This window comes from Synechococcus sp. MW101C3 (genome assembly GCF_002252635.1).
Taxonomy (GTDB): domain Bacteria; phylum Cyanobacteriota; class Cyanobacteriia; order PCC-6307; family Cyanobiaceae; genus MW101C3.
Genome location: NZ_NQKX01000005.1, coordinates 243,328 through 269,927, shown reverse-complemented (window position 1 = coordinate 269,927; position 26,600 = coordinate 243,328). Strand labels below are relative to the sequence as shown.

Annotated in this window: 23 protein-coding genes; 15 read left to right on the top strand and 8 right to left on the bottom strand. The window is 64.5% G+C overall.

The window, feature by feature from the left end:
* Positions 1-912 precede the first annotated feature (912 nt).
* The 3 genes from CJZ80_RS08155 to CJZ80_RS08145 all read left to right on the top strand — a co-directional run bounded on the left by CJZ80_RS08155 (position 913) and on the right by CJZ80_RS08145 (position 6,424).
* Positions 913-3,180 carry an HAD-IIB family hydrolase gene (locus tag CJZ80_RS08155; RefSeq protein WP_233132912.1) on the top strand — a complete coding sequence of 756 codons (2,268 nt, stop codon included), beginning with the start codon at positions 913-915 and terminating at the stop codon, positions 3,178-3,180.
* Positions 3,177-4,037 (top strand): HAD-IIB family hydrolase, encoded by an 861-nt coding sequence (locus CJZ80_RS08150; RefSeq protein WP_233132911.1) that lies wholly within the window; start codon positions 3,177-3,179, stop codon positions 4,035-4,037. The genes CJZ80_RS08155 and CJZ80_RS08150 overlap by 4 nt, the downstream gene beginning before the upstream one ends.
* A gap of 395 nt (positions 4,038-4,432) precedes the next feature.
* Entirely contained in the window at positions 4,433-6,424 is a 1,992-nt protein-coding gene (locus CJZ80_RS08145) for an alpha-amylase family protein (protein ID WP_094512259.1), read from the top strand.
* Positions 6,425-6,437: 13 nt separating this feature from the next.
* On the opposite strand, the gene CJZ80_RS08140 is transcribed toward CJZ80_RS08145, so the two are convergent.
* Together CJZ80_RS08140 and moaB are read right to left on the bottom strand one after the other, a co-directional pair.
* Positions 6,438-7,292: an MOSC domain-containing protein gene (locus CJZ80_RS08140; protein WP_094512256.1), complete on the bottom strand. Its 855-nt coding sequence runs from the start codon at positions 7,290-7,292 to the stop codon at positions 6,438-6,440.
* Positions 7,293-7,342: 50 nt separating this feature from the next.
* Complete coding sequence (gene moaB, locus CJZ80_RS08135; protein ID WP_094512252.1) at positions 7,343-7,945, bottom strand: molybdenum cofactor biosynthesis protein B; 603 nt, start codon at positions 7,943-7,945, stop codon at positions 7,343-7,345.
* Between the two features lie 99 nt (positions 7,946-8,044).
* Between moaB and mnmG the strand changes: the two genes are divergently transcribed.
* From mnmG to CJZ80_RS08115, 4 genes are all read left to right on the top strand, one after another.
* The gene (gene mnmG / locus CJZ80_RS08130) at positions 8,045-9,958 is read left to right on the top strand and encodes a tRNA uridine-5-carboxymethylaminomethyl(34) synthesis enzyme MnmG (protein ID WP_094512247.1); all 1,914 of its coding nucleotides are present in this window, start codon (positions 8,045-8,047) and stop codon (positions 9,956-9,958) included.
* 35 nt (positions 9,959-9,993) lie between these two features.
* Positions 9,994-10,872, top strand: a complete 879-nt coding sequence (locus CJZ80_RS08125) for a hypothetical protein (RefSeq protein WP_094512244.1) — start codon at positions 9,994-9,996, stop codon at positions 10,870-10,872.
* An 81-nt stretch (positions 10,873-10,953) separates the two neighbouring features.
* Positions 10,954-11,628, top strand: coding sequence for a chorismate lyase (locus CJZ80_RS08120; protein ID WP_094512392.1), 675 nt, complete (start codon positions 10,954-10,956; stop codon positions 11,626-11,628).
* A gap of 58 nt (positions 11,629-11,686) precedes the next feature.
* Positions 11,687-12,214, top strand: coding sequence for a hypothetical protein (locus CJZ80_RS08115; RefSeq protein ID WP_198948272.1), 528 nt, complete (start codon positions 11,687-11,689; stop codon positions 12,212-12,214).
* A 13-nt stretch (positions 12,215-12,227) separates the two neighbouring features.
* Here CJZ80_RS08115 and CJZ80_RS08110 read toward each other — a convergent pair whose 3' ends face one another.
* The 4 genes from CJZ80_RS08110 to CJZ80_RS08100 all read right to left on the bottom strand — a co-directional run bounded on the left by CJZ80_RS08110 (position 12,228) and on the right by CJZ80_RS08100 (position 14,270).
* The gene (locus CJZ80_RS08110; RefSeq protein WP_094512391.1) at positions 12,228-12,749 is read right to left on the bottom strand and encodes a DUF1269 domain-containing protein; all 522 of its coding nucleotides are present in this window, start codon (positions 12,747-12,749) and stop codon (positions 12,228-12,230) included.
* A 99-nt stretch (positions 12,750-12,848) separates the two neighbouring features.
* Positions 12,849-13,526 (bottom strand): hypothetical protein, encoded by a 678-nt coding sequence (locus CJZ80_RS08105; RefSeq protein WP_198948271.1) that lies wholly within the window; start codon positions 13,524-13,526, stop codon positions 12,849-12,851.
* A gap of 63 nt (positions 13,527-13,589) precedes the next feature.
* Positions 13,590-13,718, bottom strand: a complete 129-nt coding sequence (locus CJZ80_RS15790; protein WP_255100248.1) for a hypothetical protein — start codon at positions 13,716-13,718, stop codon at positions 13,590-13,592.
* 9 nt (positions 13,719-13,727) lie between these two features.
* On the bottom strand, positions 13,728-14,270 hold the full coding sequence (locus CJZ80_RS08100) for a SprT family zinc-dependent metalloprotease (protein ID WP_094512239.1): 543 nt from the start codon (positions 14,268-14,270) through the stop codon (positions 13,728-13,730).
* 82 nt (positions 14,271-14,352) lie between these two features.
* Between CJZ80_RS08100 and CJZ80_RS08095 the strand changes: the two genes are divergently transcribed.
* The 6 genes from CJZ80_RS08095 to CJZ80_RS08075 all read left to right on the top strand — a co-directional run bounded on the left by CJZ80_RS08095 (position 14,353) and on the right by CJZ80_RS08075 (position 22,441).
* Positions 14,353-14,775 carry a hypothetical protein gene (locus CJZ80_RS08095; RefSeq protein ID WP_094512234.1) on the top strand — a complete coding sequence of 141 codons (423 nt, stop codon included), beginning with the start codon at positions 14,353-14,355 and terminating at the stop codon, positions 14,773-14,775.
* 37 nt (positions 14,776-14,812) lie between these two features.
* On the top strand, positions 14,813-16,930 hold the full coding sequence (gene ligA / locus CJZ80_RS08090) for an NAD-dependent DNA ligase LigA (RefSeq protein WP_094512231.1): 2,118 nt from the start codon (positions 14,813-14,815) through the stop codon (positions 16,928-16,930).
* Positions 16,931-17,202: 272 nt separating this feature from the next.
* On the top strand, positions 17,203-17,508 hold the full coding sequence (locus CJZ80_RS15095) for a hypothetical protein (protein WP_144036983.1): 306 nt from the start codon (positions 17,203-17,205) through the stop codon (positions 17,506-17,508).
* Positions 17,509-17,691: 183 nt separating this feature from the next.
* Entirely contained in the window at positions 17,692-20,109 is a 2,418-nt protein-coding gene (locus tag CJZ80_RS08085) for a T3SS effector HopA1 family protein (protein WP_158217454.1), read from the top strand.
* Between the two features lie 195 nt (positions 20,110-20,304).
* Positions 20,305-21,000 (top strand): response regulator transcription factor, encoded by a 696-nt coding sequence (locus CJZ80_RS08080; protein ID WP_094512224.1) that lies wholly within the window; start codon positions 20,305-20,307, stop codon positions 20,998-21,000.
* Positions 21,001-21,019: 19 nt separating this feature from the next.
* Complete coding sequence (locus tag CJZ80_RS08075) at positions 21,020-22,441, top strand: cell wall metabolism sensor histidine kinase WalK (RefSeq protein ID WP_094512221.1); 1,422 nt, start codon at positions 21,020-21,022, stop codon at positions 22,439-22,441.
* A gap of 472 nt (positions 22,442-22,913) precedes the next feature.
* On the opposite strand, the gene CJZ80_RS08070 is transcribed toward CJZ80_RS08075, so the two are convergent.
* Together CJZ80_RS08070 and CJZ80_RS08065 are read right to left on the bottom strand one after the other, a co-directional pair.
* Positions 22,914-24,149 carry an RNA polymerase sigma factor gene (locus CJZ80_RS08070; RefSeq protein WP_094512216.1) on the bottom strand — a complete coding sequence of 412 codons (1,236 nt, stop codon included), beginning with the start codon at positions 24,147-24,149 and terminating at the stop codon, positions 22,914-22,916.
* Positions 24,150-24,491, bottom strand: coding sequence for a YciI family protein (locus CJZ80_RS08065; protein WP_094512211.1), 342 nt, complete (start codon positions 24,489-24,491; stop codon positions 24,150-24,152).
* 188 nt (positions 24,492-24,679) lie between these two features.
* Between CJZ80_RS08065 and mscL the strand changes: the two genes are divergently transcribed.
* Both mscL and corA read left to right on the top strand, forming a co-directional pair.
* Entirely contained in the window at positions 24,680-25,072 is a 393-nt protein-coding gene (gene mscL / locus CJZ80_RS08060; protein WP_094512204.1) for a large conductance mechanosensitive channel protein MscL, read from the top strand.
* Positions 25,073-25,154: 82 nt separating this feature from the next.
* The gene (gene corA, locus CJZ80_RS08055) at positions 25,155-26,243 is read left to right on the top strand and encodes a magnesium/cobalt transporter CorA (protein ID WP_094512199.1); all 1,089 of its coding nucleotides are present in this window, start codon (positions 25,155-25,157) and stop codon (positions 26,241-26,243) included.
* Positions 26,244-26,600: the final 357 nt, after the last annotated feature.

Here is a 26,600-nt window from a genome sequence, read left to right as displayed (position 1 = left end):
GGGTTCCCGCCCGCTCGAAGGTCTGAACGATGGTCCTGTCCCTGGTCATTGCCTAAGGCACCAACGGGGACATTCCCCCGATGCTGGCCCTGGTCAGCGCCTGGCTGAGAGTCTGCGCAGCGGTAGTAACGCTGCAAGAACAAACAATGGGAAACCATGGTATAAAGATTATAAGAAGGTACGCTTATGTTCCGGGCGTTCCAGCTTTGTCATCATCTCGGCTTGAAGAAGTGCTGCAACTGTGTGCAGTGCCGCAGGCCTCTGTGTCTCTCATGGCTGCCACTTTTCGGCGGTTCTGATGGTTGAGCATCGCGCGTGGCAATCGCAGGGCGTTGCTGAATCTTGCCGACCTGCCATCACACTGGAGCCTGCCATGCAGGGGTTGAGATCATTGACCTCAGAGGGGCTGTCTGCCGGTACTGCTCGACGGGTTCTGCTCTATGGGCATTGTTCTGCGGGCATTGCTCGAGTGGCATTCTTCTGCCCGCTTTGCGCAGATGGCCTTGGCCTGATCGTCTTCCGTGCTGGCGACAGCTCTGGTGTGATCCGACGTCTCATGGATCAGATGGTGCCTTGATCGGTCCTTTTCTGCTTCTTGATTGCTCTGCCATCCACTTCAGCCTGGATTCTGCTCGGCGCCTGCTTTCTGCTGATTTCCATGGTTTCAGGCCGGGTCGGGGCGAGCAGCTCTGGCCATGGCTGCCTGCCTCGTTCAGTGTTGGCATCGATCTGGATCGGTGGCTAAGGGTGGTTGCAGAGCTCTGATGCGTTCTGCTTCCGCTTCGCGTCTGTTGTCGTCTGAGCACCACTGAACCCTTGATTCACCCCTGCGGATCGCCCCAAACGACAGGCCCACATTGCGATGGCGTTTCCAGCCGGGCCACAGCCCGGCAGCTCCCAGCCGCACCGGTTGTGCTGCAACAGCTCGCGTCTCCACAGTTCGAGCCGCCGGCCGCAACGCCACAGCACCCCGTCCAGCAGACCGCTGCCGCCGTCACCCGGCTGGAGCGCTCGGCGCAGCCGGGCACTTCCGAGCGACCCCTCTACCTGCTGCTGATCAGCCTGCATGGCTTGATCCGCGGCCAGCAGCTCGAGCTGGGGCGTGATGCGGACACCGGTGGGCAAACCAAATATGTGGTCGAGCTGGCCAAGGCACTGGCGCAGCAGCCGCATGTGGAGCAGGTGGATCTGGTCACGCGGCTGGTGGTGGATGCCGCCGTGAGCGACGACTATGCGCAGCTCATCGAGCCCTTGGGGGAGCACTGCCGGATCGTGCGCCTGCCGGCGGGGCCAGAGGCTTACATCGCCAAGGAGCAGTTGTGGCCCTATCTCGGCAACTTCGCCGATACCCTCCATGCCTGGCTGAAGCAGCAGCCGCGCTGGCCCGATCTGATCCATACCCATTACGCCGATGCGGGATATGTGGGCGTGCGGCTCGCCAACCTCACCGGCCTGCCGCTGGTGCACACAGGCCATTCACTCGGGCGTGATAAGACCCGCCGCCTGCTGGCTGTGGGTATGGCGATTGAACAGATCGAAGCCCGCTATCACATGATTGAGCGCATCAGCGCCGAGGAAGATACTCTCAGCCACGCGAGCCTGGTGATCACGAGCACGCGGAATGAGATTGAAAGCCAATACGAACTTTACGATTACTACACGCCCGAGAAGATGGCGGTGATTCCGCCCGGCACCGATCTCCAGCAATTCTTTCCGCCCAGCCCAGAGCCTGCCGCCGCCGATCCGTCGCCCATCCAGCAGGAGATCAACAAGTTTCTTGCCGATCCCACCAAGCCGATGATCCTGGCGCTCTCCCGGGCGGATGAGCGCAAGAACATCATTGCCCTGCTGGAGGCCTTCGGCCAGGAGCCGCGTTTGAAGGCGATGGCCAATCTGGTGATCGTGATGGGCAACCGCGACGACATCCGGGAACTCCATGAAGGGGCCCAGCATGTGCTCACGGAGATCCTGCTGGTGATCGATGCGCTCGATCTCTATGGAGTCGTGGCGCTGCCCAAGCACCATCAATCCTCGGAGGTGCCGGCGATCTATCGATCGGCCACGGCCTCAAGGGGCGTGTTCGTGAACCCGGCGCTCACCGAACCCTTCGGCCTCACCTTGCTGGAGGCCGCCGCCAGCGGGCTGCCCCTGGTGGCCACGGATAATGGCGGCCCTGTGGACATCCTCGGCAACTGCCGCAATGGCTTGCTCGTGGATCCCACCGATCGCGCCGCGATTGCCTCAGCGCTGCTGGCGATTCTTGCGGATCCCCAGCTCTGGGCCCGCTATTCCCAGCAGGGGCTGATCAACATCGCCCGGTACTACTCCTGGGAGGCGCATGCCAGCCGTTACCTCACGGCGATCCGACCGATCATTGAGCAGCACCGTCCACCGGAGCGCCCCCCCGCCAGCGGCAGGATCCGCCAATCGTTTGATCGCGCCATCTTCACCGCGGTGGATAACACCCTGCTCGGCGATGACGAGGGACTCGAGGCACTAGTGAAGGTGATCACGGCACACCGCCGTGCCTTCATGTTCGGCGTCGCCACGGGGCGGCGCCTGGATTCAGTGCTGATGCTGCTGAAGCGAAAGGCCATCCCAGCTCCCGACATTCTGATCACCAGCCTGGGGACGGAGATCTATTACACCGGTCAGTTGTTCACCGATGTGGCCTGGAACCGGCACATCAACCATGCCTGGACTCCCCAGGTGCTCAAGCGGGTGATGGATGAAATTCCCGGCCTCACACTGCAGCCCAAGAGTGAGCAGAGCCGCTACAAGCTTTCTTATTACTACGACGCCGCCCATGCTCCTCCCATTGAAGACATTCATGGCCTGCTGCATCAGCAGGAGCTTTCCGTGAATGCCACTTATTCCTTCGGGCAATACCTCGACATCGTGCCGGCACGGGCGTCCAAGGGACAGGCTTTGCGCTATGTGGCCAGCCAGTATGAAATTCCCCTGGAGCAGATCCTCGTGACCGGTGGCTCCGGTGGCGATGAGGACATGCTGCGAGGCAACACGCTGGGGGTGGTGGTGGCCAACCGGCACCAGGAGGAGCTCGCCAACCTCAGCGAATGGCAGCAGGTGTATTTCGCCGCCGGCGCCCATTCCTGGGGCATTCTTGATGCGATCCATCACTACAACTTCTTTCAGCGCATGAGCTGCGCAGTGACGTGAGTTTTGTCTCGCCCTTGGCGCGGTTGCTGATCGCCACCGATCTTGACCGCACCCTGCTGCCCAACGGAGCTGCCGAGGAATCGCCTCTGGCGCGCCCTCTCTTCGCACGGCTGGCGGCGCGCGCGGAGGTCACGCTGGCGTATGTCACCGGCCGTCATCGGGCCCTGGTGGAGGAGGCGATCACCACCTATGCGCTCCCTGAACCCCAGTGGGTGATCAGTGATGTGGGCAGCCGCCTCGACCAGCTTGATCGTGGCCATTGGCAGCCCTGCGCGGCATGGCAGCAGCACATCCGCCGCGATTGGCCTGGTTGTGTGTCCGCTGATCTGCAGGCTTTGTTTGAGGATCTTCCCCAGCTTGTGCTGCAGGAGAGTGATCGCCAGAGTGCCTGCAAGCTCAGCTTTTATGTGCCTTTGGATGTCGACCTGGAGGCGTTGAAGCTGGTGATGCTGGAGCGCCTGGCCGGCCACGGCGCCTCCTGCAGCTGGATCTACAGCGTGGATGAAGCGAAGGGCACGGGGCTGCTGGATGTGTGTCCTGCCAGTGCCACCAAATGGCACGCTCTGGAGTTTCTGATGCAGCGCACCGGCTTCGATCTCAGCGGCACGGTGTTTGCCGGCGACAGCGGCAATGACCTGCCGCTTCTGGCCAGCGCGGTGCCCGCCGTGCTGGTGGCCAACGCCCACCCCGCGGTGATCGCGGAGGCCACGGCAGCCGCGGGCCGCAGCGGCCATCCCGAGGCGCTTTATCTCGCCCGCGGTGGCTTCATGGGCATGAACGGTCACTACAGCGCCGGCCTTCTGGAAGGCGTGGTTCACTTCCATCCCGGCGTGGCCCACTGGCTGCAGCAGTCGTGAGCCGCCCAGGCCTTTCGGCTGGATGCCGTCTGCCGCCGCTGGCGCCAACGCTGCTTTTTGTGGTGCCCAGGCTGCTCCGGCCTGGCGGCCGATCAGCTGTGACGGCTTCCCCTTGGTCGCGCTGCTCTAGCGTTCATCCAGGCAACGATGCACTGCGCTCAGCCAACTGTTGCTACCAGCAGGCTGCCTCCCATCTGACAGCACCGAGGGTGATTCGGTTGCTGTCACGTTCTCTTCTTTCGCCAGGCCAACGAACCCCCAGCTCCTGCGGTCCTGCCCAGCGCTGCTGCTCCGGCTCATGACCGCACGGCCGGCACAGCTTCGCTTTCGCCAGTGCCCGGCACTGATGCCGTCCTGTTTCGCTGCCTCTCGTTTCGCTGCTTCTTGTTTCGGCCATGTATGAACAGATTTCCCATTCGCTTCTCAATGCGATCCTCGATGATCTGAAGCCGGAGATTCGCCGCCAGGATCTGCGGCACTTCTATACACGGCTGGGGGCTAACTTCTTTGCGATCCACTCGCTCTTCTCCACGCTTTACGGCCATCGCGACGACTTCGCCGATCAGATGTTGAAGCTGGTTGAAACGATGGCGATGGGCTATGTCGACCGGTCACCTGAATCTGAACGGTTGGACATCAATCGGGAAACCGATCATAACTGGTTCTTGTCTCAGCGCTGGGTGGGCATGGCGCTCTATACCAACGGTTTCGCTGATGATCTGGCTGATCTGAGCCAGAAGGTGGGTTATTTCCAGGAGCTTGGCATCAACATGGTGCACGTGATGCCGATTCTGGAATGTCCCGTCGGCAAGAGCGACGGCGGTTATGCGGTCAGCAATTTTCGCAGAATTGATGGCCGTGTGGGGGATCTGGCCGATTTCCAGGCGTTGTCGGAGCAGTTCCGTGCCAATGGCATCCTGTTGGTGCTGGATATCGTTCTGAACCACACCTCGGATGAGCACGTCTGGGCCTTGATGGCCAAGCAGGGTGATCTCGAGCATCAGGAGTATTACTACACGTTCGCAGATCGGCGTATCCCCGATCTGTTTGAGCAGAGCATGCCGGAAATCTTTCCTGAAACCGATCCAGGCAACTTCACCTGGAACGAGGAGATGCAGCGCTGGGTGATGACCGTGTTCCACGACTATCAGTGGGATCTAAACTACAGCCATCCGGCTGTGTTCATCGCCATGCTGGACATCGTGCTCTTCTGGGCCAATCAGGGCGTGGATGTGCTGCGGCTCGATGCGGTGGCGTTCCTGTGGAAAAAAATAGGGTCTTCCTGTCAGAACGAGCACAAGGCCCACCTGATCCTGCAGCTGCTGAAGGATTGCTGCCAGGTGACGGCCCCTGGGGTGTTGTTCATCGCCGAGGCCATCGTGGCGCCGGTGGAGGTGGCCAAGTATTTCGGCGAAGATGCCATCGTGGCCAAGGAATGCGAGATCGCCTACAACGCCACGCTGATGGCCCTGCTCTGGGATGGCATCGCCACCAAGAACACCCGGTTGCTACGGGAAGGGATCAAGAGCCTGCCCAGCAAGCTCGATCGTGCCACCTGGCTTAATTATGTGCGCTGCCACGATGATATCGGCTTCGGTTTCGATGACAGCGACATCAGGGCAGCGGGTTACGACCCCTCCGCACATCGCAGGTTCCTGGTGGATTATTTCACCGGCCACTACGACGACAGCGCCCGGGGCCTGGTCTTCATGCGCAACGAGGCCACCGGCGATGCTCGCATCTGTGGCTCGCTGGCTTCGTTGGTGGGGCTCGAAGCCGCTCTGGAGCGGCAGGATGCGCGACTGACCCGGCAGGCCATTGATCGCATCCTGCTGCTGCATGGGGTGATTCTCTCCTTCGGCGGCATCCCCCTCATCTATAACGGTGACGCTCTTGGTGTGCTCAACGATTACAGCTTCCGCGACGACCCCGATAAGCACGAAGACAGCCGCTGGGTGCACCGTCCGAAGATCAACTGGCAGCAGGCCGAGCAGCGCAAGCAGCCGGGCACGGTGGAGTTCGAGATCTTCACGGCCATGCAGCGCATGATCGCCATCCGCAAGCAGACCAGCGCCTTCGCCGACTTCAACAACCGCGAACTGCTGCCCGTGGCCAATGATCACGTGCTCTGTTATGCGCGCTCAGATGGTCAGCAGGGCGCCAACAGCGTGGTGGTGCTGGCCAACTTCGATGCCAGCCCACAGCAGGTGGAGCTGAGCGATCTGTGCCGCCATGGCATGCAGCAGGGCCTCAGCCATGGCGCCAATCCAGGCTTCAACAGCCACTGCACTCTCACCGATCTCTACACCGGTGCCGCCCCCACCCAGTTCGACGGCGGCATCGTGCTGAGCGGCTATCAGTTCTATTGGCTGCGCCAGCAAGGCTGACGATCCTCTCGGCTCAGCCCGCGCCCCCCTCCAGCAGTGTGATCGGGTCGCCTACCGCCACCGGCCCCGGGGTCAGCACTGACAGGCGGATGCCGGCGATCACCTTGTTATGGCGTGCTGTGGCCCGCAGGATCTCGATGTCTTCCGGCAGGCCGCACTGGGCCAGGGTGGTGATCACGCAGCGAGGGCAGGCCGTGTCCACCTGCAGCAACGCCCGCTTACCGATCCGCAGGCGGTGGCCTAACCAGGCCTCCTCCACGAACCCCTCGTCGCCCTCCAGTGGCGCCATCAGCAGGTTGGGACGGAAGCGCTCCACGGCGAAATCGAGGTCGGGCTCCAGCTGCCGCAGGCGGTCGAGCGTGGCGGTGCTGATCGCATGGATCGGGCAGGAATCGAAGAAAGTGCCGGCGGGCAGCACCAGCTCATTCACCACGTCCTGAAACTCCCGCTCCTGCACCGGCGGCCAGTACTGATCCAGGCTGGCGCCCTCCTGGGGCCGATTCAGCAGGCTCACCTGCCGGCCCAGCCACGCCGACAACTGTGCGCCCGCCTCCGGATCACTGGTGAGCAAAGGCGCCGCCTCCGTACCGGCCGCCCGATCAGCCGCGGCGCTGATCGCGGCGGCGGGCAGCGCCTGACCCGGCAGCGGTGGCGCCACGAACTGAGCCTGGTACTGGAGCAGAGAGCGCCACAGGCGCGGATTCTTGGCGCTGGCCACCCGGCCGGTGGCATGGTCCCAGAGGGCATAGGCGCGGTCGCCGCAGATTCCCCCTTCGCCCACCTCCACCTGGGGCAGGCACTCGCCCAGCATCGATTTCACCGGATAGCGCCAGAGCGCTTCCACCCGTCCCACCAGCCTGCCGTTCATGGGATCCGCCCAACGGCCTCATCCAAGCGTTCAGCGGCGCCGAATGCCGTTCAGGGCGTACCGCCGGTGCCGGAGTTACTGGCGGAGCTCGTGCCGGTGCCGCTGTTGCTGGTGCTGGCCGCCGGGTTCCAGGCCGGGGTGTGCGGGTCTTCGCGCAGCCGCGGCAGCAGCTGCACCAGGTTGCAGGGCCGGGTGGCGGGGTTCAGCTGGGCGCTGATCAGCCGGTCCCAGGCGGTGCTCACCGCATCGAGCGAGCCGGGCAGCACGAAGATGACCGTCCCGTTGGCCACCCCCGCCAGGCAGCGGCTCTGCAAGGTGCTGGTGCCGATCGTCTCGAAGGAGAGCTGGCGGAACAGCTCGCCGAAGCCCTCGATCGTCTTGTCGAGCAGGGGCGCGACCGCTTCCGGTGACCCATCGCGGCCGGTGAGCCCGGTGCCCCCGCAGCTGATCACCACCTGCACCGCCGCTGTGGCGATCCAGCGGCTCACCACCGCCCGGATCGCGTAGCGGTCGTCGGGCACGCACAACCGCTCCACCAGCTGGTGGCCTTCGCGCTCGAGGCGATCGCGCAGCGCATCGCCGGAGGGATCGTCGGCGCTGGGGTCGGCGCTGCGCCGGTCGGACACCGTGAGCAGGGCGATGGCGAGACTCACAAGGCAACGCGCGGCGACGGCCTGAGGCTAGGCAGTGCGGTGCCTGGGCCCCCCGACCCGCGCTCGGCAGGCCTGGGGCCAGGCCCATAGCCTGGGCGGATGGCACTGAGCGCGGCACCGAGCGAAAGCTTTGAACTGATCGTCGTCGGCGGCGGCCATGCGGGCTGCGAGGCGGCGCTGGCGGCGGCGCGGCTGGGCATCGACACCGCCCTGTTCAGCCTCAACATCGACCGCATCGCCTGGCAGCCCTGCAACCCGGCAGTGGGTGGGCCGGCCAAGAGCCAGCTGGTGCATGAAGTGGATGCGCTCGGCGGCGTGATCGGGCGGCTGGCCGATGCCACCGCTCTGCAGAAGCGGGTGCTCAACGCCAGCCGGGGGCCGGCAGTGTGGGCCCTGCGCGCCCAGACCGACAAGCGCGCCTATGCCCGCCAGATGCTGCAGCTGCTGCAGCACACGCCGCACCTGCACCTGCGCGAGGCGATGGTCACCGGCCTGGAGGTGGCTGACGACCGGGTGATCGGCGTGCGCACCTATTTCGGCAGCGTGTACGCCGCCGGCGCCGTGGTGCTCACCACCGGCACCTTTCTGGGCGGCACGATCTGGGTGGGCAACCGCTCCATGCCCGCCGGCCGCGCCGGCGAAGCCCGCGCCGAGGGGCTCACCGAGGCGCTGCAGGCGCTGGGCTTCCGCACCGACCGCCTCAAGACCGGCACGCCGGCGCGGGTCGATCGACGCAGCGTGCGCCTCGATCAGCTGGAGGAACAACCCAGCGACGCCGCCGATCGCTTCTTCTCCTTCGATCCGGCCGCCTGGGTGAGCGGGGAGCAGATGGCCTGCCACATCACCCGCACCACCGCGGCCACCCACCAGCTGATCCGCGACAACCTCCATCTCACGCCGATCTACGGCGGCTTCATCGACAGCAAGGGGCCGCGCTACTGCCCCTCAATCGAAGACAAGATCGTGCGCTTCGCTGACAAGGACTCCCACCAGATCTTCCTGGAGCCGGAGGGTCGCGACACGCCCGAGCTCTACATCCAGGGGTTCTCCACCGGCCTGCCCGAACGGCTGCAGCTCGAGCTGCTGCGCACGCTGCCGGGGCTGGAGCAGTGCGTGATGCTGCGGCCCGCCTATGCGGTCGACTACGACATCCTGCCTGCCACCCAGCTGTTGCCCTCGCTGATGACCAAGCGGGTGGAGGGGCTGTTCAGCGCCGGCCAGCTCAATGGCACCACCGGTTATGAGGAGGCGGCGGCGCAGGGGCTGGTGGCGGGGCTGAATGCGGCGCGGCTGCTGCGGGGCCAGAGCCCCGTGCACTTTCCGCGCGAGGGCAGCTACATCGGCACCTTGATCGACGATCTGGTCACCAAAGACCTCAAGGAGCCCTACCGGGTGCTCACCAGCCGCAGCGAATACCGGCTGGTGCTGCGGGGCGACAACGCCGATCGGCGCCTGACGCCGCTGGGCCATGAGCTGGGATTGGTGGATGGCCGCCGCTGGCAGATCTTCCAGGCCAAGCAGGCGGCGATCGCGGCCGAGCAGCGCCGCCTCGACAGCGTGCGGCTGAAGGCGTCTGATCCTGCCGCCGCCGCGATCGAAGCGGAAACGGGCGCGCCGATCCGCGGCTCGATCACCTTGGCCGATCTGCTGCGCCGCTCCGGGGTGCATGCCACCGATCTGGTGCGCCACGGTCTCTGCGATCCGCAGCTGCCGGCCGATGTGCGCGACAGCGCCGAGATCGATGTGAAATACAGCGGCTATCTGGCCCGCCAGCAGCAGGAGATCGAGCGGGTGCGCAAGCAGGATCACCGGCCGATTCCGGACGGCATCGATTACGCCGCCATCGCCACCCTCTCGAAGGAGGCGCGTGAGCGCCTGGCCGCCGTGCGGCCGCTGAATCTGGGCCAGGCCGCACGCACGCCCGGCGTCAGCCCCGCCGATGCGAATGCCCTGCTGCTGTGGCTGGAGCTGAACCGGCGGCAGGAAGCCGCAAAACGGACGTCAGTGCCTTAAGCTCGCGCGTCACTCACGCCTGAGCCTGCGCTTTCATGGCGACCCCCCCTTCAGTCCCCACCTCCAGAGCCTTCTGGGATCTCAAGGCCGAGCAGGTGGTGCACCGGGTGTTTGCCAATGGAGCCAACCGCACCAGTGTTGGCCTGCTCGACCATACGCCGATTGATGTGGTGGTGAGCGAGGCCCCCCCGCGCGCTCCGGCTCCGCCTCCACCTTCACGGGCTACCCGCACAGCCACCACAGCCCTCTGGCACCGCCCCTGGCTACCGATTCTCGCGGCCCTTGCCCTGGTGGGGATCACCTCCTCGCTGCTGCTGTGGCGCAACTGGCAGGTGGCCAACCGCGCGCTTGATCAGGAACGTAATCTCAAGCTGCTGGAGCGGCTGCGAGATCTGGTGCCCGCCGCCGCTGAACCGGCAGCGTTGCCTGCTGGTCAGATTGCAGGAGCTGCCCCCACCCTTGATCCCAGCCTGCCGCCGCCGCCGCTGGAAGAGCCGTGGGTTCAGGAGCTGGCGCCCCTCTCTGGTGGCACCGCCGGCCAGGCCTCCACCGCGCGGCCGCTGCGGGTGCCCGTTAGCGGCACCATCACCCGCCCAGCCCCCGCCGCTGCTGCTGGTGGCAACGGCTGGGCGGTGGGCGACACCGTGGGTGCCTCCGCCACCTCCAGGGTCGCTGCCCCCCCGTCGCCGGCTGGTGCAAGCGCGGGCCCTGCCCCCGAGCTGATGGGAGTGGTGCAGGTGCAGGGCCGATCCAGCGCAGCGATCTTCCAGGTGGGCGGCACCAGCACGAACGTGTCGGTGGGAGAGCCGATCGGCGCCAGCGGCTGGCGTCTGCAATCCGCCAGTGGCGATTCGGTGGTGATTGAACGCCAGGGCAAGCAGCGCCAGGTGAGCATCAGCAACGATGGCCTCTGAGCTGATGTGACTGCTCAGCCGGTTCCCCCGCTCTCATTGCCCAGGCTGGCTTCGTAGCCTGAACCACCGGTGCTCAGCTCGATGAGCGGCTCACTCTGCTCGACCCCTGCCCGATCGCGCGAGGAGCCAATCCCCGGCGACGACGGCACCCCATTCCCCTCACCGCATGCCCTGTGGTCGGCGTCGCGGGCGGCCATGGAGGCCGGCTGCACGGCGGCGGGCCTCAGCGGTGCCTGGCAATTGCTGCTGCTGGGTGATGGCAGCCCCACCCGCCACCTGCAGCTGCTCACCGGCGCTCCGGTGGAGGTGGAGCTGATCGCCATGGCATGCGATGCGGGGGATGGCAAGCGGGTGCCTGCAGAAGTGGCTGGTTTGGCCTCGCCCTTGCTGCGGCGTCAGGTGTGGCTTCGCTGTCACGGAGAGCCGCTGGCCTGGGCCGAAAGCTGGTGGAACCAGTCGCAGGCCGAAGAAAATCTCCGCGACCGCCAGCTGCCGATCTGGCAAAGCCTGACGGCGGATCGCGCCGAACTGTTCCGTGAAGTGGATGGGTTGGCCCAGGTGACAGAACCTTGGCTGGAACAGGGTTTTGGCTGCAGCGGTCCGTTCTGGAGCCGCCACTACCGCTTCTTTCGCGGCGGGCGTCAGCTCACGGTGATCCGCGAGGTCTTCTCCCCGGCACTGGAGCGTTGGCTGGGGCCCAGTCAGCGCTGTGAAGAATCATCAACATTGTTGCCAGCCGTCACACGCACGCATTGACAAGTTGCGAGTTGCCCCAGCCCGGGCACCATGTTGATGTTCCACGTCGGTTCGCCCGATGGCCCCGTCCACGTCCTGGCTCAGCCTCACCGATCTGGGCCGCCTCTACGGCATCTCCGCCATCTACTGCGGCCGCCTGCTGTGCGAGGTCGGTCTGCGCGACCACGACGGACGCCCCAGCGCCGAAGCTCTGGCCAGCGGCTTAGCCCAGGTGGCCTGCTCCAGCCACCGCAATGTGGACACGCTCTGGCATGAAGAAGGCTGCCGCGCCGCACTGGAAGCTCGAGGCCAAGTTCCCCTTGCCCAGCGCACGCTTGTGGAGCAGTGGGCCGAGCTGCTCTGGGCGATGAAGCAAGGATCAGCGGCGATCAGCACCTCTGCCGAGCAGATGGCCGAAGATCTCCCCGGTGAGCTGGTGGAGCCTGTCAACCAACAACTGCGTGTGAACGGCTGGGACTTCCAGGTGCCCCGCACCCACCACAGCGGTGGCGGTGCCGGCGCCGGTGAAGGCCATGCCAATGGCACCCCGCGCGCCCGCAACCATCCTGATGACCTGGCCCGTCGCCGCCGCAAAGCGGCTAGCTGAAAGCCTGCCGGGTTCAGCCGAGCCGCAGGGCTTCAGCCTGTTGGCGAGTCTTCTCGAGCAGCTCGCGCAGCCGGTCTTCGTCGGTGTGGCTGAGGCTGGTGCGCAGCAGCTTGGCGTGGGGGGCGAAGCTGCGCAGGCGCTCCACCACCCGGTCAGGGGTGGCTTCACGCACCAGCAGGCAGAGGGCGGCGCTGCCCTTCGGCAGGGTTTCGCCCACCTCACGCAGGAAGCCGTCGCTGATGCCCAGATCGCTGAGCGCGCCCGAGGCGGCACCGACACCGGCGCCCAGGGCAGCACCCAGCAGCGGGTTGAGGAACAGCAGCCCCACCAGCGAGCCCCAGAAGCCACCGCCCAGCGCGCCGGCGGCGGTGAGGTTGATCGCCTGACGCAGATGCACCTCCCCGGAGGCATCGTGCTCGACCACCACCGCATCTTCCAGTGAGATCAGATGCTCCTGCTGGATATTGACAAGCTCGCGACGTACGGCGTCAGCGTCCTCGGTTTTCGGAAATCCCACCACGATCAGGTTGCTCATGGACGCAGATCCTTGGAAGCGGTTGATCACCATTGAATGTAGGTGGCATGCGGTGGCGCTCCGCTGGTGGCCTGCGTTGAGGATTCGCGGCTGCCCCGCTCAATCCCGCCGGCGGCTGGAGCGGGGCAGGGGGCGCTGGGGCGTGCGTGCCGGCGGCAACGACGGCGGGGTCTCGCTCCCAGCCGTTGCCCCGCTGGGGCGCTGCCAGCGGGGCAGGCGGAAGTTGTCGTCCTCGGGCCAATCGTTGGTGTCGGGCGCGGGTGGCAGCAGCGGGGCGCTGCGACGGGAGATCGCCTCCAGTGGCCGCCGCCCGCCACTGGCGGTGGGGCCAGCCGGTGTTGCGGCCGGGCCGCTTCCCCTGTCCCACTCCCTGGCCGGCTCAGGCGCTCTGCCCATGGGGCTGCGGCTGGCGGGTTCCCGGCTGGCGGTGCGGAAACGCTCGTCGGTGGGAAGGCCGCTGCCGCGGCGGGGTGGTGGGGTCTGCGCCTCCCGCTCCTGGGGGGAGGGGCGTTCCTGCCAGGGTTCGGGCCAGTCGTCGTCGCCTTCGAGGAACCAGTCGAAGCGTTCGCCCACCCAGCGACCCAGACCATCCAGGCCCGGTCGTGCACCGGTGCGGCCCCCGGCTCCACGCGCCTGGGCACGCGAGCCCGGGCGGGCCCCGGACACGCCGTTCACCAGCTGCCGCCCCGCCACCATCCATTGATCGAAGGTTCCGCCCGCCGTGGGCGATCCCTGGCGGCGTCTGCCGCGGCGGGAAGGGTCACCGGAACCGTTCATGGCTCTGTCCTGTGTCCGTCCTGATGGGCCCGGCTCTTCCCTGAGAACCGTTTCGCCTTGACCCTAACGGCTGAGGCGCAGGGCCCAGCGGCGGCGCAGCCAGCGTTCGCGGCCCAGGCCCACCACGGCGATCGCCAGGCCGCCGCACTGCAGCACCCCCAGGAACAGTTCCATGCCAAGGGCGCGATCCATCGGCGAACCCTAGGCGCCACCGGGTTCGAACAGGAGCTGGCAGCTGGCATGCCACTGGCCGCCGTGCAGCCGGTCGCAGCAGAGGCGGCAGGCCACGCCCCGCACCCGCCGCCGATAGGGCGCCGTGACACCGCAGCTGGGGCAGCGGGCGATCCAGCGCACAGCACTGACCGGCACCGGGTAAGAGTGGCGCAGGCTCACCTCGAACGCCGACTGGGCGGCGTTGATGCGGGCCATGCGGGCGCGGAAGTGGGGGCCGTGCACCTCGCGCACCCCCAGCACCCGGTCGATCCAGGCGTGGATCATCTCGTGGCAGAGGGTGCCCAGCGTGGCTTCACGGGGCAGCGGTTCGAGCACCGGCCGCGACAGCACGATCTCGCACAGCGGTGTGCCGTCGCGCTGCCGGCCGCTGCGGTAGAGCCCGGCAGTGCGGTTCATGCGGCCATCGCTCCAGCGCACCGCCACCAGGCTTCGGCCCTGCGGCGCCAGGGTGCCGTCGAAGTGCTCCCGGTTGAGGCGGTGGAACAGCGGAAGCAAGGACTCCAGGGGCATGCCGCTTCAGGGCGTTGGCACCAGCCAGGCAGTCTGGCGGGGCCGTCGGTCAGACTCCAGGCTCAGGATGCGCGCTTTCGCCATGGATTGGGGTCTGGCACAGACGATCGGCACCAAGGCCCTGTTGGCCGGTGCCGGCGCCCTGCTTCTCTACTGGACCTACACGGCCGTGAAGCTGGTGATCAGCGCCCGCGGCATCAACCCGCTGCTCAAGCAGTTCTTCACCCAGGTGGCCTCGGGCCAGATCGATGGCGCCTATCTGCTCACCACCAAGAACTACCGCTCCCATGTGAACCGGCAACAGTTCATCCGTTTCCTGGCGGGCCTGCAGCTCAACAAGTACCGCAACCTCAAATCCGGCCGGCCCCGCATCCAGGACGGCCAGATCATCCTCACGGTGAAGCTGAAGTCGGAGGCAAAGGAGGAACTGCCGCTCGATTTCACCTTCGTGAAGGTGGAGGAAGCCTGGCGGGTGGATCGCATCAACAGACTCGCCGCTGCCTGACGCTCCATCCCGCCGCTCCTTGCCAGCGCCGCCTCCCATGCCCGACGCATCGCCTGAGGATCGGGCCGAGGAATTGCGCCGCCTGCTGCAGCGCGCGGCGCACGCCTACTACGTGCTCGATGCCCCGGAGCTGGAGGACCCGGTCTATGACCGGCTCTATCGCGAGCTGCTGGAGCTGGAGGCCGCCCACCCCGAACTGGTGCGCCCCGACAGCCCCACCCAGCGGGTGGGCGGCGCTCCCGCCGAAGGCTTTCGCACGGTGGAGCACCGCGTCGGACTGCTCAGCCTCGACAACGCCTTCGGCTTGGAGGACCTGGAGGCCTGGTATGGCCGCCTGCTGCGCGCGATCGATCGCTTGCCCGAGGTCGGTGCACCGCTGCCCGCCCTGCCGATGGTGGGCGAGCTCAAGATCGACGGCAACGCCCTCGCTCTCAGCTACGCCAACGGGGTGCTGGTGCGGGCCGCCACCCGCGGTGACGGGGCGTGGGGAGAGGAGATCACCGCCAACGTGCGCACGATCCAGAGCGTGCCGCTGCGGCTGCAGCTGGATCACCCCCCGGCCTGGGTGGAGGTGCGCGGTGAGGCCTTCATCCCCGACGCCACCTTCAGCGCCATCAATACCGAGCGCGAAGCCCGCGGCGAACCGCCGTTCGCCAACCCCCGCAATGCCTGCGCGGGCACCCTGCGGCAGCTCGACCCGAAGGTGGTGGCCGCCCGGCGTCTCGATTTCTTCGCCTACACCCTCCATCTCCCTGAGGAGTGGGATCCGGTCGGCGCCGGCGGGACCAGTGATCCAGCGAGGCCCACCAGCCAGTGGGCCTCGCTGGAGTGGCTGCACTCCGCCGGCTTCCGGGTCAATCCCAATGCCGAACTCCTGCCCGACCTGGCCGCGGTGGAGGGTTTCTTCAGCGCCTGGGAGGAGACACGGCGCTCCCTGCCCTACGCCACCGACGGGGTGGTGGTGAAGCTCAACGACCTGCGACTCCAGGCCGAGGCCGGCTTCACCCAGAAGGCGCCGCGCTGGGCGATCGCCCTCAAGTACGCCGCCGAGGAGGCCCCCAGCCGGCTGCTGCGCTTGGTGGCCCAGGTGGGCCGCACCGGGGTCGTGACGCCGGTGGCGGAGTTCGAGCCGGTGGCGCTCGCCGGCACCAGCGTCAGCCGCGCCACCCTCCATAACGCCGACCGGCTGGCCGAGCTCGATCTCCACGCCGGCGACACGATCGTGGTGCGCAAGGCGGGTGAGATCATCCCAGAGGTGGTGCGGGTGCTGGTCGAACTGCGGCCGGCAGGGGCAACGCCGCTGGCCCTGCCCCAGGCCTGCCCGGAGTGCGGCTCTGAGCTGGTGCGCGAGACGGGGGAGGCGGCCACGCGTTGCGTCAACAGCAGCTGCCCGGCGATCCTGCGCGGCTCGCTGCGCCACTGGGTGAGCAAGGCGGCCCTCGACGTGGATGGCCTCGGCAGCAAGCTGATCGAGCAGCTGGTGGACCGAGGGCTGGTGCGCTCGATCGCCGATCTCTACCGGCTCGACGCCGCGCTGCTGGCCAGCCTGGAGCGGATGGGGGAGAAGTCGGCGTCGAATCTGGCGGCGGCGCTGGAGGCCTCCAAGGCCAAGCCTTGGCATCGCCAGCTCTATGGCCTTGGGATTCATCACGTGGGCGAGGTGAACTCCAAGGCGCTGGCCAGGGTGTTCACCTCGGCCGCCACTCTCGCCACGGCGGCATTCGAGGCCCCGGAGGCGATCACCGCAGTCCATGGCATCGGCGTCGAGATCGTCCAGTCGCTGCAGCAGTGGTTTGCCATCCCCGCGAACGAGCGCCTGCTCAACGACCTGGCGCAGCTGGGTCTGACGCTGGCCAGCACCGGCGCCGTTCCTGACGGAGGCGGCAGGTCCCAGTCCCAGCCTCTAGCGGGGAAGACGCTGGTGCTCACGGGCACGTTGCCCAGCCTGACCCGGCACCGTGCCCAGGAGCTGATCGAGGCCGCCGGTGGCAAGGTGACAGGCTCGGTGAGCCGGAAGACGAGCTTCGTGGTGGCTGGCGAGGAGGCGGGAAGCAAGCTCGGCAAGGCCGAGAGCCTGGGTGTGGCCGTGATCGACGAAGCGGGCCTGCAGGCCCTGCTCGCTGCAGAGCCACCACGGTCCTCCGAGTCGGACTGAGCGTTCCACCGGTCTCCTCAGCCGTTGGGGCAGGCGACAGGCGCGTCAGCAGCTTCGCTGCGACGGTCACGGCCGTTGCTGTGCGGGACCAGGCTGGCAGGCGCACCGCCCTCCGCTGGACAGGGCTGATGACGCCACAACCTCGCTGACGCAGGTGGACGTTCTCACCCTGTGCCGACATAAGAGTTTTCTTGCCAATTTCCTTCCGTCCTCTTACCGCCGAACTTTTACTGTTCATTCAGTTCAGCCATTCAAGCTGAACAGGTGGACAGATGACCCGTCTGTTGACTGCAAGGTTAACCATGCAGTACAGGCAGAGGCGTCGATTGACCATCATTATCCCCGTCCCAAATTCTAACCAGTCAAAGGAGAACATCATGGCAACTGAATCTTCGACCAATGCAGCCCTGTTGGGCCTGAATCTGCTGTCAGGGGCAGATAGCTTCCTCACTGATCTCACCCCAGAGGATGAGGCCTCCATTTCAGGTGGTAATGGCAGGCGCCGTCGCAGCCGCCGCACCCGCGCCAGCCGTCCCACCCGCGCCAGCCGTCCCAGCCGCATGAGCGGATTGTCCTGACGTTCCCCTAGGCCGATGATCCAGGGCTTGCAACCCCTGTTGGGAAACCGACAGTGGCGCATCCCTGAGAACAACTTTGGGACCTGTCGAGGTTTCGAGATTGTCAAGTGGCATTCTCGAAACCTCGGCTTGGAGCAAGTCTCAGTCCATGGTGGAAGTGCTTGGAATGATGAATGCCTGACGATGCCTCTACGCCTGGAATCTTCTACCATCCTTGATTACTTGGTTCAGCAAGGCCTTTGCGGCCCTGATGATGAAGTGCTGAGTGTCAAGGCACTCTCAGGCAAAAATCTCAATCTCCTGGTGCAGCTCTCCACAGGCGGCAGCCACCATGGGATGACAACCAGCCTATTGGTCAAGCAAGCACCGTTTCGGGATGAGGAAGGTCCCAAGCAGAGTTTTCTCGAAGAGTGGCGCATCTATCAATTGCTTGATACCGATGATCAGCTCCGCGAGCTGCAACCCATCATGTCTGAAGGGGTGAATTATGATGCTACAAATGGCATCCTGGTTCTCCGATTTGTAGAAGGATATTGGGATCTTGGCAAGTTCTACGCGGGTGCCCAGCAGTTTCCCGCGCACATCGCCACCGCACTCGGAACCGCCCTGGCCACGCTTCACCGGGCAACATTTCAACGTCGGGACTATCAGCTCCAACTCGCTCCGGAATGCACCCGTATCGAGGGAGACAGGGGCGACGGGCCTGACTTCTGCGGAGAATTGGAGAATCTGACGCCTGATCTCTTTCGGCGAGTGTCGCTGGATGGCCTCATGTTCTATAAGCTTTACCAGCGCTCTGCCCACCTTTCGGAAGCGCTCTCTCGTCTGCAAGCAGATTACATACCATGCTGCCTGATTCATAACGACCTCAAGTTTGGAAACATCCTGGTTCACCAGGAGTGGCCTCGGTGGGAGCCCTCGCCCCTGCCCACCTCCATGGCGGCTCTGCACCTCCCTGATCAGCAAGGAGTCATCCGGGTGATTGATTGGGAGCAGTGGGCATGGGGCGATCCGGCATTCGATGTAGGGGCGATAATCACTGAGTATCTGAGAGTCTGGCTTCAGAGTCTTGCCCTGAGCAGGGATATTGATCTTGCTGTCTCGCTGCAATTGGCGGCAGTGCCGTTGCAGACACTTCAGCCCTCACTGGCCGCCTTGATCAAGGCCTATCTGGCACAGTTCCCTGCGATTCTTGAGGTTTTTCCTGACTTTCAGGAACGGGTGCTGCGGTTTGCTGGCCTGGGGTTGATCGAGGTGATTCAGGAACGGTTGTTTTACCGAGAGCCATTTGGCAATCTGGAGATTTCCATATTGCAGGTTGCAAGGTCGCTGTTGTGTCATCCTGAAGCCGCCATGTCAACGGTGTTTGGTGACCTCGGTTCGCACTGCTCAGGCATCGAGCCTCCAGATTCCCCTCCTAGTGAGATGGTTCACGTTGCCTTCAGCAAAGCCCATTGCACCAACAGCCATCCAGCTTCGCGCTCAGAGGTGTTCTTGCCCCGTTGGCTGCAGCACTATTCCCTCGATGCAGCGCTGGCTGATTTGAGTGAGAATGTTCGTATCGATCCTCCTCTGATTGAACATCCGTCTTACGCACTGCTCGATGTCACTCAAATGCGAGGCAGTGCTGCCTCTGAAACGGAGGCAGAACGGTACAATGCTTTGCCAGATGAGCTAAAGCAGGCGGATCTATTGCGTCAGCTCAGGAATTATCTGCATGACATCTACTTCAGCGGGGAGCAAGAATCGCGATTGTCAATGCCTACGCATAAAACAGAGTACAAGAACAGCACCTATGCAGGCTTGGATCTTGATTTCATTGGCCAGATCCAGGCGGCCAATAGCGGCACAGGGTGCGTCGACCCCAACTGGGTCGTGACCCGAGTGGAGGGAAGCCGTTACCAGGTTCAGAAAGATGGTCTGCATCTTTGGATTGATCCCACTGCCGATCTGGCGTTGGGTTCGTCCGAGGGATCTGTTGGCACTCGATTGTCCTTGCGTCTGCCCAATTCTTCTTTCGTTGGGGAGTACTACATGGCGGTCGGCAATGGTGGGCAACCTGCCACTGATCAAGTTTCTTTTCACCTCTTCTTCCATGTCACCGTGGAGGGGGCGATCCTGCTGATGGAAATCTTGAGCTGCGAGCTCAATCGCGAATCCTGTCCATTTACCTTGAAGGTCCTCACCGAGCCTTTGTCCTATGGGCGCTTTGATGCTGCAATTCTGACTCTGGAATCCAGGCACTATGTGAATCTACGGGCCGTCTTGCAGCGTCACTACCCCAGGCTCCGCCCTCACTTACAAGATCCGATCCCCCTCTTCACCGCGCCACTTGCCCCTGGCATCGCACTCGCCGAAGCCCCTGGAGATGCACAAGGTTTTGGCCTGGGCCGCTGCCAGATCCTGGCGCGGGCACTGCTGGCTGCTGAGCCCTTCCCCAGGCCTCGGCAGTGTGCCATCCAGCAACACTTTGCTGAGCACAATCTGGATTGGCAGCGTCCCCATCTCAATCCGGGATCCCGTGCTTCCTATCCACCACTGGATCTCTGTGACTGTGGTGAGCTGCCCTCTGCGAGCGATGCTCCGTGCCACCCTCACTGACCCCATCACGCTCTCACGGCCTTCCACTGGAAAGTGGCCCAGGCTTTGTGTCGTGGAAGCTCTGGAGATCAGGCTGCAGTGCCGTTTCTATGCTGAGGACAGCATGAATGATCATCTCGCGGCGGTACCATGACGGTTAGCCCATGTCCGCCTTTCTGTTGCCATGACTCAGTGGAGGTTCTTTGCCGATCTGCTATGCGCGTGTTAGTAGTTGAAGACGATGTAGGTATCTCCAGGTTCATCCATCAAGGGCTGGGGGAAGCGGGATACGCCGTTGATCTTGCCTTGAATGGCCGCGATGGCGTGAACTATGCAATGGCAGCTGATTACGATGCTGTTGTTCTCGACGTCATGCTTCCTGTACTGGACGGCCTGAGCGTCCTTAGGGAGCTGCGTAGACAGGGATTAAAAACACCAGTTCTGTTGTTGACGGCGTTGGACACCGTCCAGGATCGTGTGCTGGGTTTGGATGCTGGCGCAGATGATTATTTGATCAAGCCGTTTGACTTCACGGAGCTGCTGGCCCGGTTGCGAGCTCTATTGAGGCGGCCTCCCCTTCAGACAGACGTGTTGCTCAAGGTTGGGACCCTTGAGATGGATACCGCCCAACGGGTGGTGAAGCGTGGCAATCGGCTCATTGATCTGAGTCCGCGGGAGTTTTCTCTCTTGGAGTACTTGATGCGTCACTCCAACCAGGTGTTGAGTCGGACGCAAATTGCCCAGCACGTCTGGAACTTTGACTATTATGGAGACTTCAAGGTTATTGATGTCTACATTGGCTATCTCCGGCGAAAGCTTGATCAGAATGAGCCATTCTCTTTGATTCAGACTGCTAGGGGAGTGGGTTACTGCATCAGGGCTGATGGTGAGGCTCAGCTTTCCGACCCATAGCCCCAACGTTTAAACCGCCATGAAGCTTTGGAAACCCTGGCACAATCTCAGGTTTCGCCTGGTCGCCTGGTACAGCCTTCTGGCGGGTCTAACTATGCTGGGCTCCGATCGCTTGATCTATCACGAGTTTCAGCGAACGCTGCTTGAGCAGGTTGATGGCGCCTTGAAGGTGAATGCCATCCAAGCCTTGAAGTCCCTTGATGACGAAGTTAACACCTTGGTGTTCGATCCACGTAAGGATGCGCCGATCATTGCGTCATTGTTGAGTGATGCTGGTGTTGTGATTTTGTTGCTTGGGAATGATGGCGCTGTGAAGGAGCGTTTCGGCGATTCGTCCATGCTTCCGGCTCACCAAGTCGTAAAACCTGGCTTTGAGACCGTGCTGACTGGGGAAGGGCGCTGGCGAATGTATACAAAGGAAATCCTTACGAGTCGTGGAAGGCCATCGGGATGGCTGAAGGTGGCTCGTTCTCTTCAGCCCATCGACACCACCTTGCAGAACCTCTCGAATCGCTATCTGCTCAAGCTTCCTATTCTTCTTGGAGTGGTGGGCTTGGGAGGTTACTTCCTGGCGAGCCGTGCGCTTAAGCCGGTTGTGCAGATTACGCAGATATCGAAGCAGATCAGGGTTAGCGGAAATCTGGCCCAGCGTATTCATTACCAAGGAACTTCTAATGATGAACTGGCTCGCCTGGCCATGATGTTTGATGAGATGATGGATTCACTGCAGTCGGCTTTTGAGTTCGAAAGGCGGTTTCTGATGGACGCTTCTCATGAGCTTCGAACCCCGCTGACGGCTCTTAAGGGCCGGCTGCAAGTGACGCTGCGTCAACCCCGCACCGTCGCAGACTATCAAGAATCTCTCCACTTGATTGATCATGATGTTGATCGTCTGATTCGTCTTAGCAGTGATCTTCTGCTGCTATCTCGGCTGGAACAGGGCCACCGGTATGCTGATCAGGATCTCATTGACTTGAGCGATCTGCTGGCTGCAGTTGCTGTGCAGGCTCAACCTTTGGCTGATCTTGCGGGCCTTTCTTTCCGCACATTCATCGTCCCCAATCTGTTGATCCAAGGCAGCCCAGATCATCTGATTCGTCTCTTTCTTAATCTTATTGAAAATGCCATTAAGTATACACCTGCTCCGGGCCGAGTCAGCGTGGTTGCTGCCATTCAGCAAGGCTGCATTCGTGTTGACATCAGTGACACTGGGGTTGGAATCGCGCCGGAACATCTACCCCATCTGTTTGAACGTTTCTACCGTGTCGAGAAGTCGCGCTCGCGTGCGACGGGTGGCACAGGCCTCGGGTTGTCCATCGCCCAGGAAATTGTCCATCACCATCACGGCACGATCACAGTCCAAAGCCAACCTGGCCATGGCACCACCTTCACGGTCAGTTTTCCCCTCGACGTCAAACGGGATGGTTTGGCATCAGCCTGATGGATGATCTCGGCGGTTCGCTGGATCTGTCGATCCAGATGCATCCCTTGCCTTCCAGTCGGTCCGATGGGATGCAATGGCTGCGGCAAGCTGGCTTGCACTGTCAAGATTCTGATCGGTGTGATCGAGCTGTGGCCGGCTATCGATCTGCGGCTGGTGTGGGACACCGAGATGGTCTACTGGCGCCCCAGCACTTCCTTCGGTAGCAGCTTCCTGCACGCACTGGAGCCGAGGCTTCCAGGTTTGCTCCACGTTGCTGATAGTGGAGATGACTGCCCAGTTGCTTCATGCCGCGGTGGCCACGCCCGCACGTCTGTGGCACCAGCTGGTCTACAGCTTCCATGCGCAGAGGCTCTGCTCAGGACGGACTCAACGGCTGGCGATCGGTGGCTGCAGAGCGGCCACCGGCTCACCCGCAAGGCATGGAGCGAGCGGAAGGCCAGGACCCCGGTAGGGGAGTGCAGGCCGGGCACTACGGGCAGCGCCCTCGCAGGAAGGCCAGGGCCGCTGGGTCCGTGGTGAGGGCGATGGCCCGCCCATAGTTCTCCCGCGCCTCAGGCCAGCGGCCGAGCCGGCTGAGCAACTCGGCCCGCAGCGCCCACCAGGGTTGATAGGTGGCCGTTGCGGGCACGGTGGCGCCGAGCGCCTCCAGTGGCTCCAGCCCTGCGGCAGCACCGCGCAGCTCGGCCAGCACCGCCAGCCGGCTCACCTGCGCCCCCAGGCTGGGGGCCAGGCGGATCAGGCCGTCATAGAGGTGCAGCAGCGCCGGCCAGTCGACCCGGCCGTGCACGGCCCGCTGGGCATGCACCGACTGGATCGCCGCCTCCAGCTGGAAACGCCCCATCCGCCCCTGGGCCGCCGCCAGCCGCAGCTCCGCCTCGGCCTCCGCCTGCAGCGGCCGCGACCAGAGCCGCATGTCCTGCTCCTGGAGCGGAACGTAGGCGCCGTGGCGGTCGCGCCGGGCGGGCCGGCGCGCCTGGGCATGCAGCAGCAGTGCCAGCAGCCCCCGCCCCTCCGGTTCCTGCGGCAGCAGCTCAACGCAGAGCCGCGCCAGCTGGACGGCCTCCTCTGCGAGCCCGTCGCTGCCGCCGCCCGCTGCGCCGGGTTCCTCCCAGCCCGTGCCGAAGGCCGCGTAGATCGCCTGATGCACCGCCGCCGCCCGTGCCGGCAGGGCGTGGGCGGGGGGCAGCACGAAGGGAATGCGGGCCTCCCGGATCTTCGCCTTGGCACGCACCAGCCGTTGCCCCATGGCGGCGGGAGCCACCAGGAAGGCGGCCCCGATACGGACGGCATTGAGGCCCAGCACCGTCTGCAGCATCAGCGGCGCCTGGATGGCCGGATCGATGGCGGGGTGGGCGCAGAGAAACAGCAGCCGCAGGCGGTCGTCGGGGATGGCCGCCGCTTCGCCCGCGCCGGCACTCGGATCGGTGGGCATGGTGAACGCTTCATCGAGGAGGAGCGGCAGCAGGCGCTCCTGGGTGCGGGTCCGCCGGTGGCCATCGAGCCAGCGCCGCCGGGCGGTGACCAGCAGCCAGGCCTCCGGACTGCGGGGCACCCCCTGGCGGGGCCAGTCGGCCAGGGCCGCCAGGAAGGCCTCGCTCAGGGCGTCCTCCGCCGCGGCGGGATCGCCGCAGCGGGCCGTGAGCCAGGCCACCAGTTTCCCGTAGGAGCGGCGGGCGGCCTGCTCGGCGCTGCGCGCCGCTTCCACTCAGCTCCCCTCCATCGCCAGCACGGGCCGCACCTCCACGGCGCAGCGGCCGGCGGCGGGACAGCGCGCCGCCCAGGCCAGGGCGGCATCGAGATCGGGAACATCGATCAGGAAGAAGCCGCCCAGTTGCTCCTTGGTGTCGGGGAAGGGACCGTCCTGCACCTGGGCGGTGCCGCCCTGCAGCCGCACGGTGGTGGCGGTGTGGGTGGGATGGAGGCATTCGCCACCGCGATGGGCGCCGGCCTCCGCCAACGCCTGGGCGTAGGCGGCATAGGCGGGCATCAGGCTGGGGCGATCGGCGACATCCTGCTCGGTTTCGTAGATGAGGACCGCGTAGTTCATGGTGCGAGCGCAGAGGTGAAGGGCCCCGGGTCGGGGTTCACCTCCATGACGGACGGCGGCGCCCCATTTCGACAGGTTCGGAGGGATGGAGGGGTTGGGGAGTGTCGGATCAGGTTGGGGAGGGGTAGGGGACGGGTGATCCGTTGCCTTCACACGTAGGTTGTCGGCGATCCTTCCGCTGTTCCGTGATGGCCCCGCGCCGCTCCAGTTTCCTGGCCGATTTTCAGGCCTTCATCAACAAGGGCAATGTGGTCGATCTCGCCGTGGCGGTGGTGATCGGTGGCGCCTTCGGCAAGGTGGTGGATGCGGTGGTGAGCCTTGTGATGGGCAGCCTGCTCACGCCTGCCCTGAAGGCGGCCAACGTCGATTCGATCAATTCGTGGCCGGCCGGCGCCGTGATCGTGGCGCTGATCAACTTCCTGGTGATCGCCTTCGTGGTGTTCCTGATCGTCAAGGCCATCGAGGCCACCAAGCGCAAGGAGGAGGCCAAGGCCGAGGCGGCCGCTGTCCCCGATGTGCAGGCCCAGCTGGCCTCAGCGGTGACCCGCCTGGCGGACGCGCTCGATCGCAAGGGGCTCTAGGCCATCGGTGTGAGGGCCGTGGGCAGCCCCAGGCAGATCTGGCCAGCCTGGGGCCAGACTCCCAGGCCCGAGGCTTTACGCAATGGCGAGCAGCAGCAGCGGCGCCCGTGTCAGTGCCCGCAGCGGCGCTCGCAACACCGCCTTCCAGGCACCTGGCGCCACGGTGTTCGTGGGCAGCCAGCGGCGCGAACTGGCCACGATCGAGATCATCCGCTTCAGCGCTGAGGCGATTCAGGAGTGGCAACAGGCGGATGTGGACACCTGCCTCGGCTGCCTGTCTGATTCCGCGGTCACCTGGATCAATGTGAACGGCGTTCATGACACCGCGCTGATCGAACAACTGGGCAGGGCCTTCGGGCTGCACCCCCTCACCTGTGAAGACATTGCCAACACGTCCCAGCGGCCGAAATGGGAGGAGTTCCCGGCCTACGGCTTCGTAGCCATGAAGATGCTCGATGACGGCGGCCCAAGGCGGGGCGTGACGATCGAACACGTGAGCGTGATTCTTGGGCCCAACTGGGTTCTTTCCTTCCTGGAGGATGAAGGGGATGTGTTTGAGAGCGTGCGTCAGCGGCTGCGCAACGGCAGTGGTCGTGTGCGCAGGCAGAAATCCGATTACCTGGCCTTCTGCCTGATGGACGCGGTGGTGGACCACTACTTCCTAGCGATGGAGCGGATCGGTGAGGGGGTGGAGTTGATTGATGAGCGGGTGATCAGCCAACCCCGCCCGGATGACCACCAGGAAATGCACCGCTTCAAGCAACAGTTGCTGATCCTGCGCCGGGCCGTTTGGCCGTTGCGGGATGTGGTGGGGGCGATCCAGCGCAGCGAATCACCTCTGCTGGATGAGCACAACAAGATGTTCTGGCGTGACCTTTACGACCACACCGTGCAGGTGATTGACATGGTGGAAACGTCCCGAGATTTTCTCGCCAGCCTGCATGACACCTACCTCTCCAGCCTGAGCCATCGCATGAACGAGGTGATGAAGGTGCTGACCGTGATGTCTTCGATCTTCATCCCGCTCACCTTCCTCGCCGGGATGTATGGCATGAATTTCAAATACATGCCGGAACTCGAATGGAGAGCCGGCTATTTCATCGTGTGGGCGGTGATGCTGGCGATCAGCGGGCTGCTGATCGCGTACTTCCGCAGCCGCCGCTGGATCTGAGCCAAGCCTCGCAGCGCCCGACGGTACTGGCCAGGTTGGGTGGCGCTTTTCTGGCGAAGGTGGGGTTGGCCAGGCGCGCGCTGAGGTCCTTGATCTCCGCGTCGGCCTTGGCATCATCGTTTTCCAGCTCGTCGCTCACCGCCCCAATCCACCGAGTGGCCGAGCCGCCCCAGCTGGCCCATGATCGTGCCGCCACCCCCCCCATGCCACAGGGGCTGGCGTCCCTGGCCGGGGCCTGCCCGGAGCTGACAATGACGCTGGACGGTTCAGCCCGATCGAGTGATGCTCGGCTTCGGCGGCAGCCGAGGGCCCCTGACAAAAAAGGCCCCTCACAGGAGGGGCCGAGGGCTGGGCTCG

What these genes read in the sequence shown, in the direction of transcription:
- CJZ80_RS08140 (WP_094512256.1), bottom strand. Translation starts at nt 7,292, where the DNA reads ATGAACGGCAGGCTGGTGGGACGGGTGGAAGCGCTCTGGCGCTATCCG.
- corA (WP_094512199.1), top strand. Translation starts at nt 25,155, where the DNA reads ATGGCGAGCAGCAGCAGCGGCGCCCGTGTCAGTGCCCGCAGCGGCGCT.
- mnmG (WP_094512247.1), top strand. Translation starts at nt 8,045, where the DNA reads ATGGCACTGAGCGCGGCACCGAGCGAAAGCTTTGAACTGATCGTCGTC.
- CJZ80_RS08065 (WP_094512211.1), bottom strand. Translation starts at nt 24,491, where the DNA reads ATGAACTACGCGGTCCTCATCTACGAAACCGAGCAGGATGTCGCCGAT.
- CJZ80_RS08100 (WP_094512239.1), bottom strand. Translation starts at nt 14,270, where the DNA reads ATGCCCCTGGAGTCCTTGCTTCCGCTGTTCCACCGCCTCAACCGGGAG.
- CJZ80_RS15790 (WP_255100248.1), bottom strand. Translation starts at nt 13,718, where the DNA reads ATGGATCGCGCCCTTGGCATGGAACTGTTCCTGGGGGTGCTGCAGTGC.
- CJZ80_RS08110 (WP_094512391.1), bottom strand. Translation starts at nt 12,749, where the DNA reads ATGAGCAACCTGATCGTGGTGGGATTTCCGAAAACCGAGGACGCTGAC.
- CJZ80_RS08105 (WP_198948271.1), bottom strand. Translation starts at nt 13,526, where the DNA reads ATGAACGGTTCCGGTGACCCTTCCCGCCGCGGCAGACGCCGCCAGGGA.
- CJZ80_RS15095 (WP_144036983.1), top strand. Translation starts at nt 17,203, where the DNA reads ATGACCCGTCTGTTGACTGCAAGGTTAACCATGCAGTACAGGCAGAGG.
- ligA (WP_094512231.1), top strand. Translation starts at nt 14,813, where the DNA reads ATGCCCGACGCATCGCCTGAGGATCGGGCCGAGGAATTGCGCCGCCTG.
- CJZ80_RS08080 (WP_094512224.1), top strand. Translation starts at nt 20,305, where the DNA reads ATGCGCGTGTTAGTAGTTGAAGACGATGTAGGTATCTCCAGGTTCATC.
- CJZ80_RS08085 (WP_158217454.1), top strand. Translation starts at nt 17,692, where the DNA reads ATGCCTCTACGCCTGGAATCTTCTACCATCCTTGATTACTTGGTTCAG.
- mscL (WP_094512204.1), top strand. Translation starts at nt 24,680, where the DNA reads ATGGCCCCGCGCCGCTCCAGTTTCCTGGCCGATTTTCAGGCCTTCATC.
- CJZ80_RS08115 (WP_198948272.1), top strand. Translation starts at nt 11,687, where the DNA reads ATGGCCCCGTCCACGTCCTGGCTCAGCCTCACCGATCTGGGCCGCCTC.
- CJZ80_RS08120 (WP_094512392.1), top strand. Translation starts at nt 10,954, where the DNA reads ATGAGCGGCTCACTCTGCTCGACCCCTGCCCGATCGCGCGAGGAGCCA.
- CJZ80_RS08075 (WP_094512221.1), top strand. Translation starts at nt 21,020, where the DNA reads ATGAAGCTTTGGAAACCCTGGCACAATCTCAGGTTTCGCCTGGTCGCC.
- CJZ80_RS08095 (WP_094512234.1), top strand. Translation starts at nt 14,353, where the DNA reads ATGGATTGGGGTCTGGCACAGACGATCGGCACCAAGGCCCTGTTGGCC.
- CJZ80_RS08145 (WP_094512259.1), top strand. Translation starts at nt 4,433, where the DNA reads ATGTATGAACAGATTTCCCATTCGCTTCTCAATGCGATCCTCGATGAT.
- CJZ80_RS08125 (WP_094512244.1), top strand. Translation starts at nt 9,994, where the DNA reads ATGGCGACCCCCCCTTCAGTCCCCACCTCCAGAGCCTTCTGGGATCTC.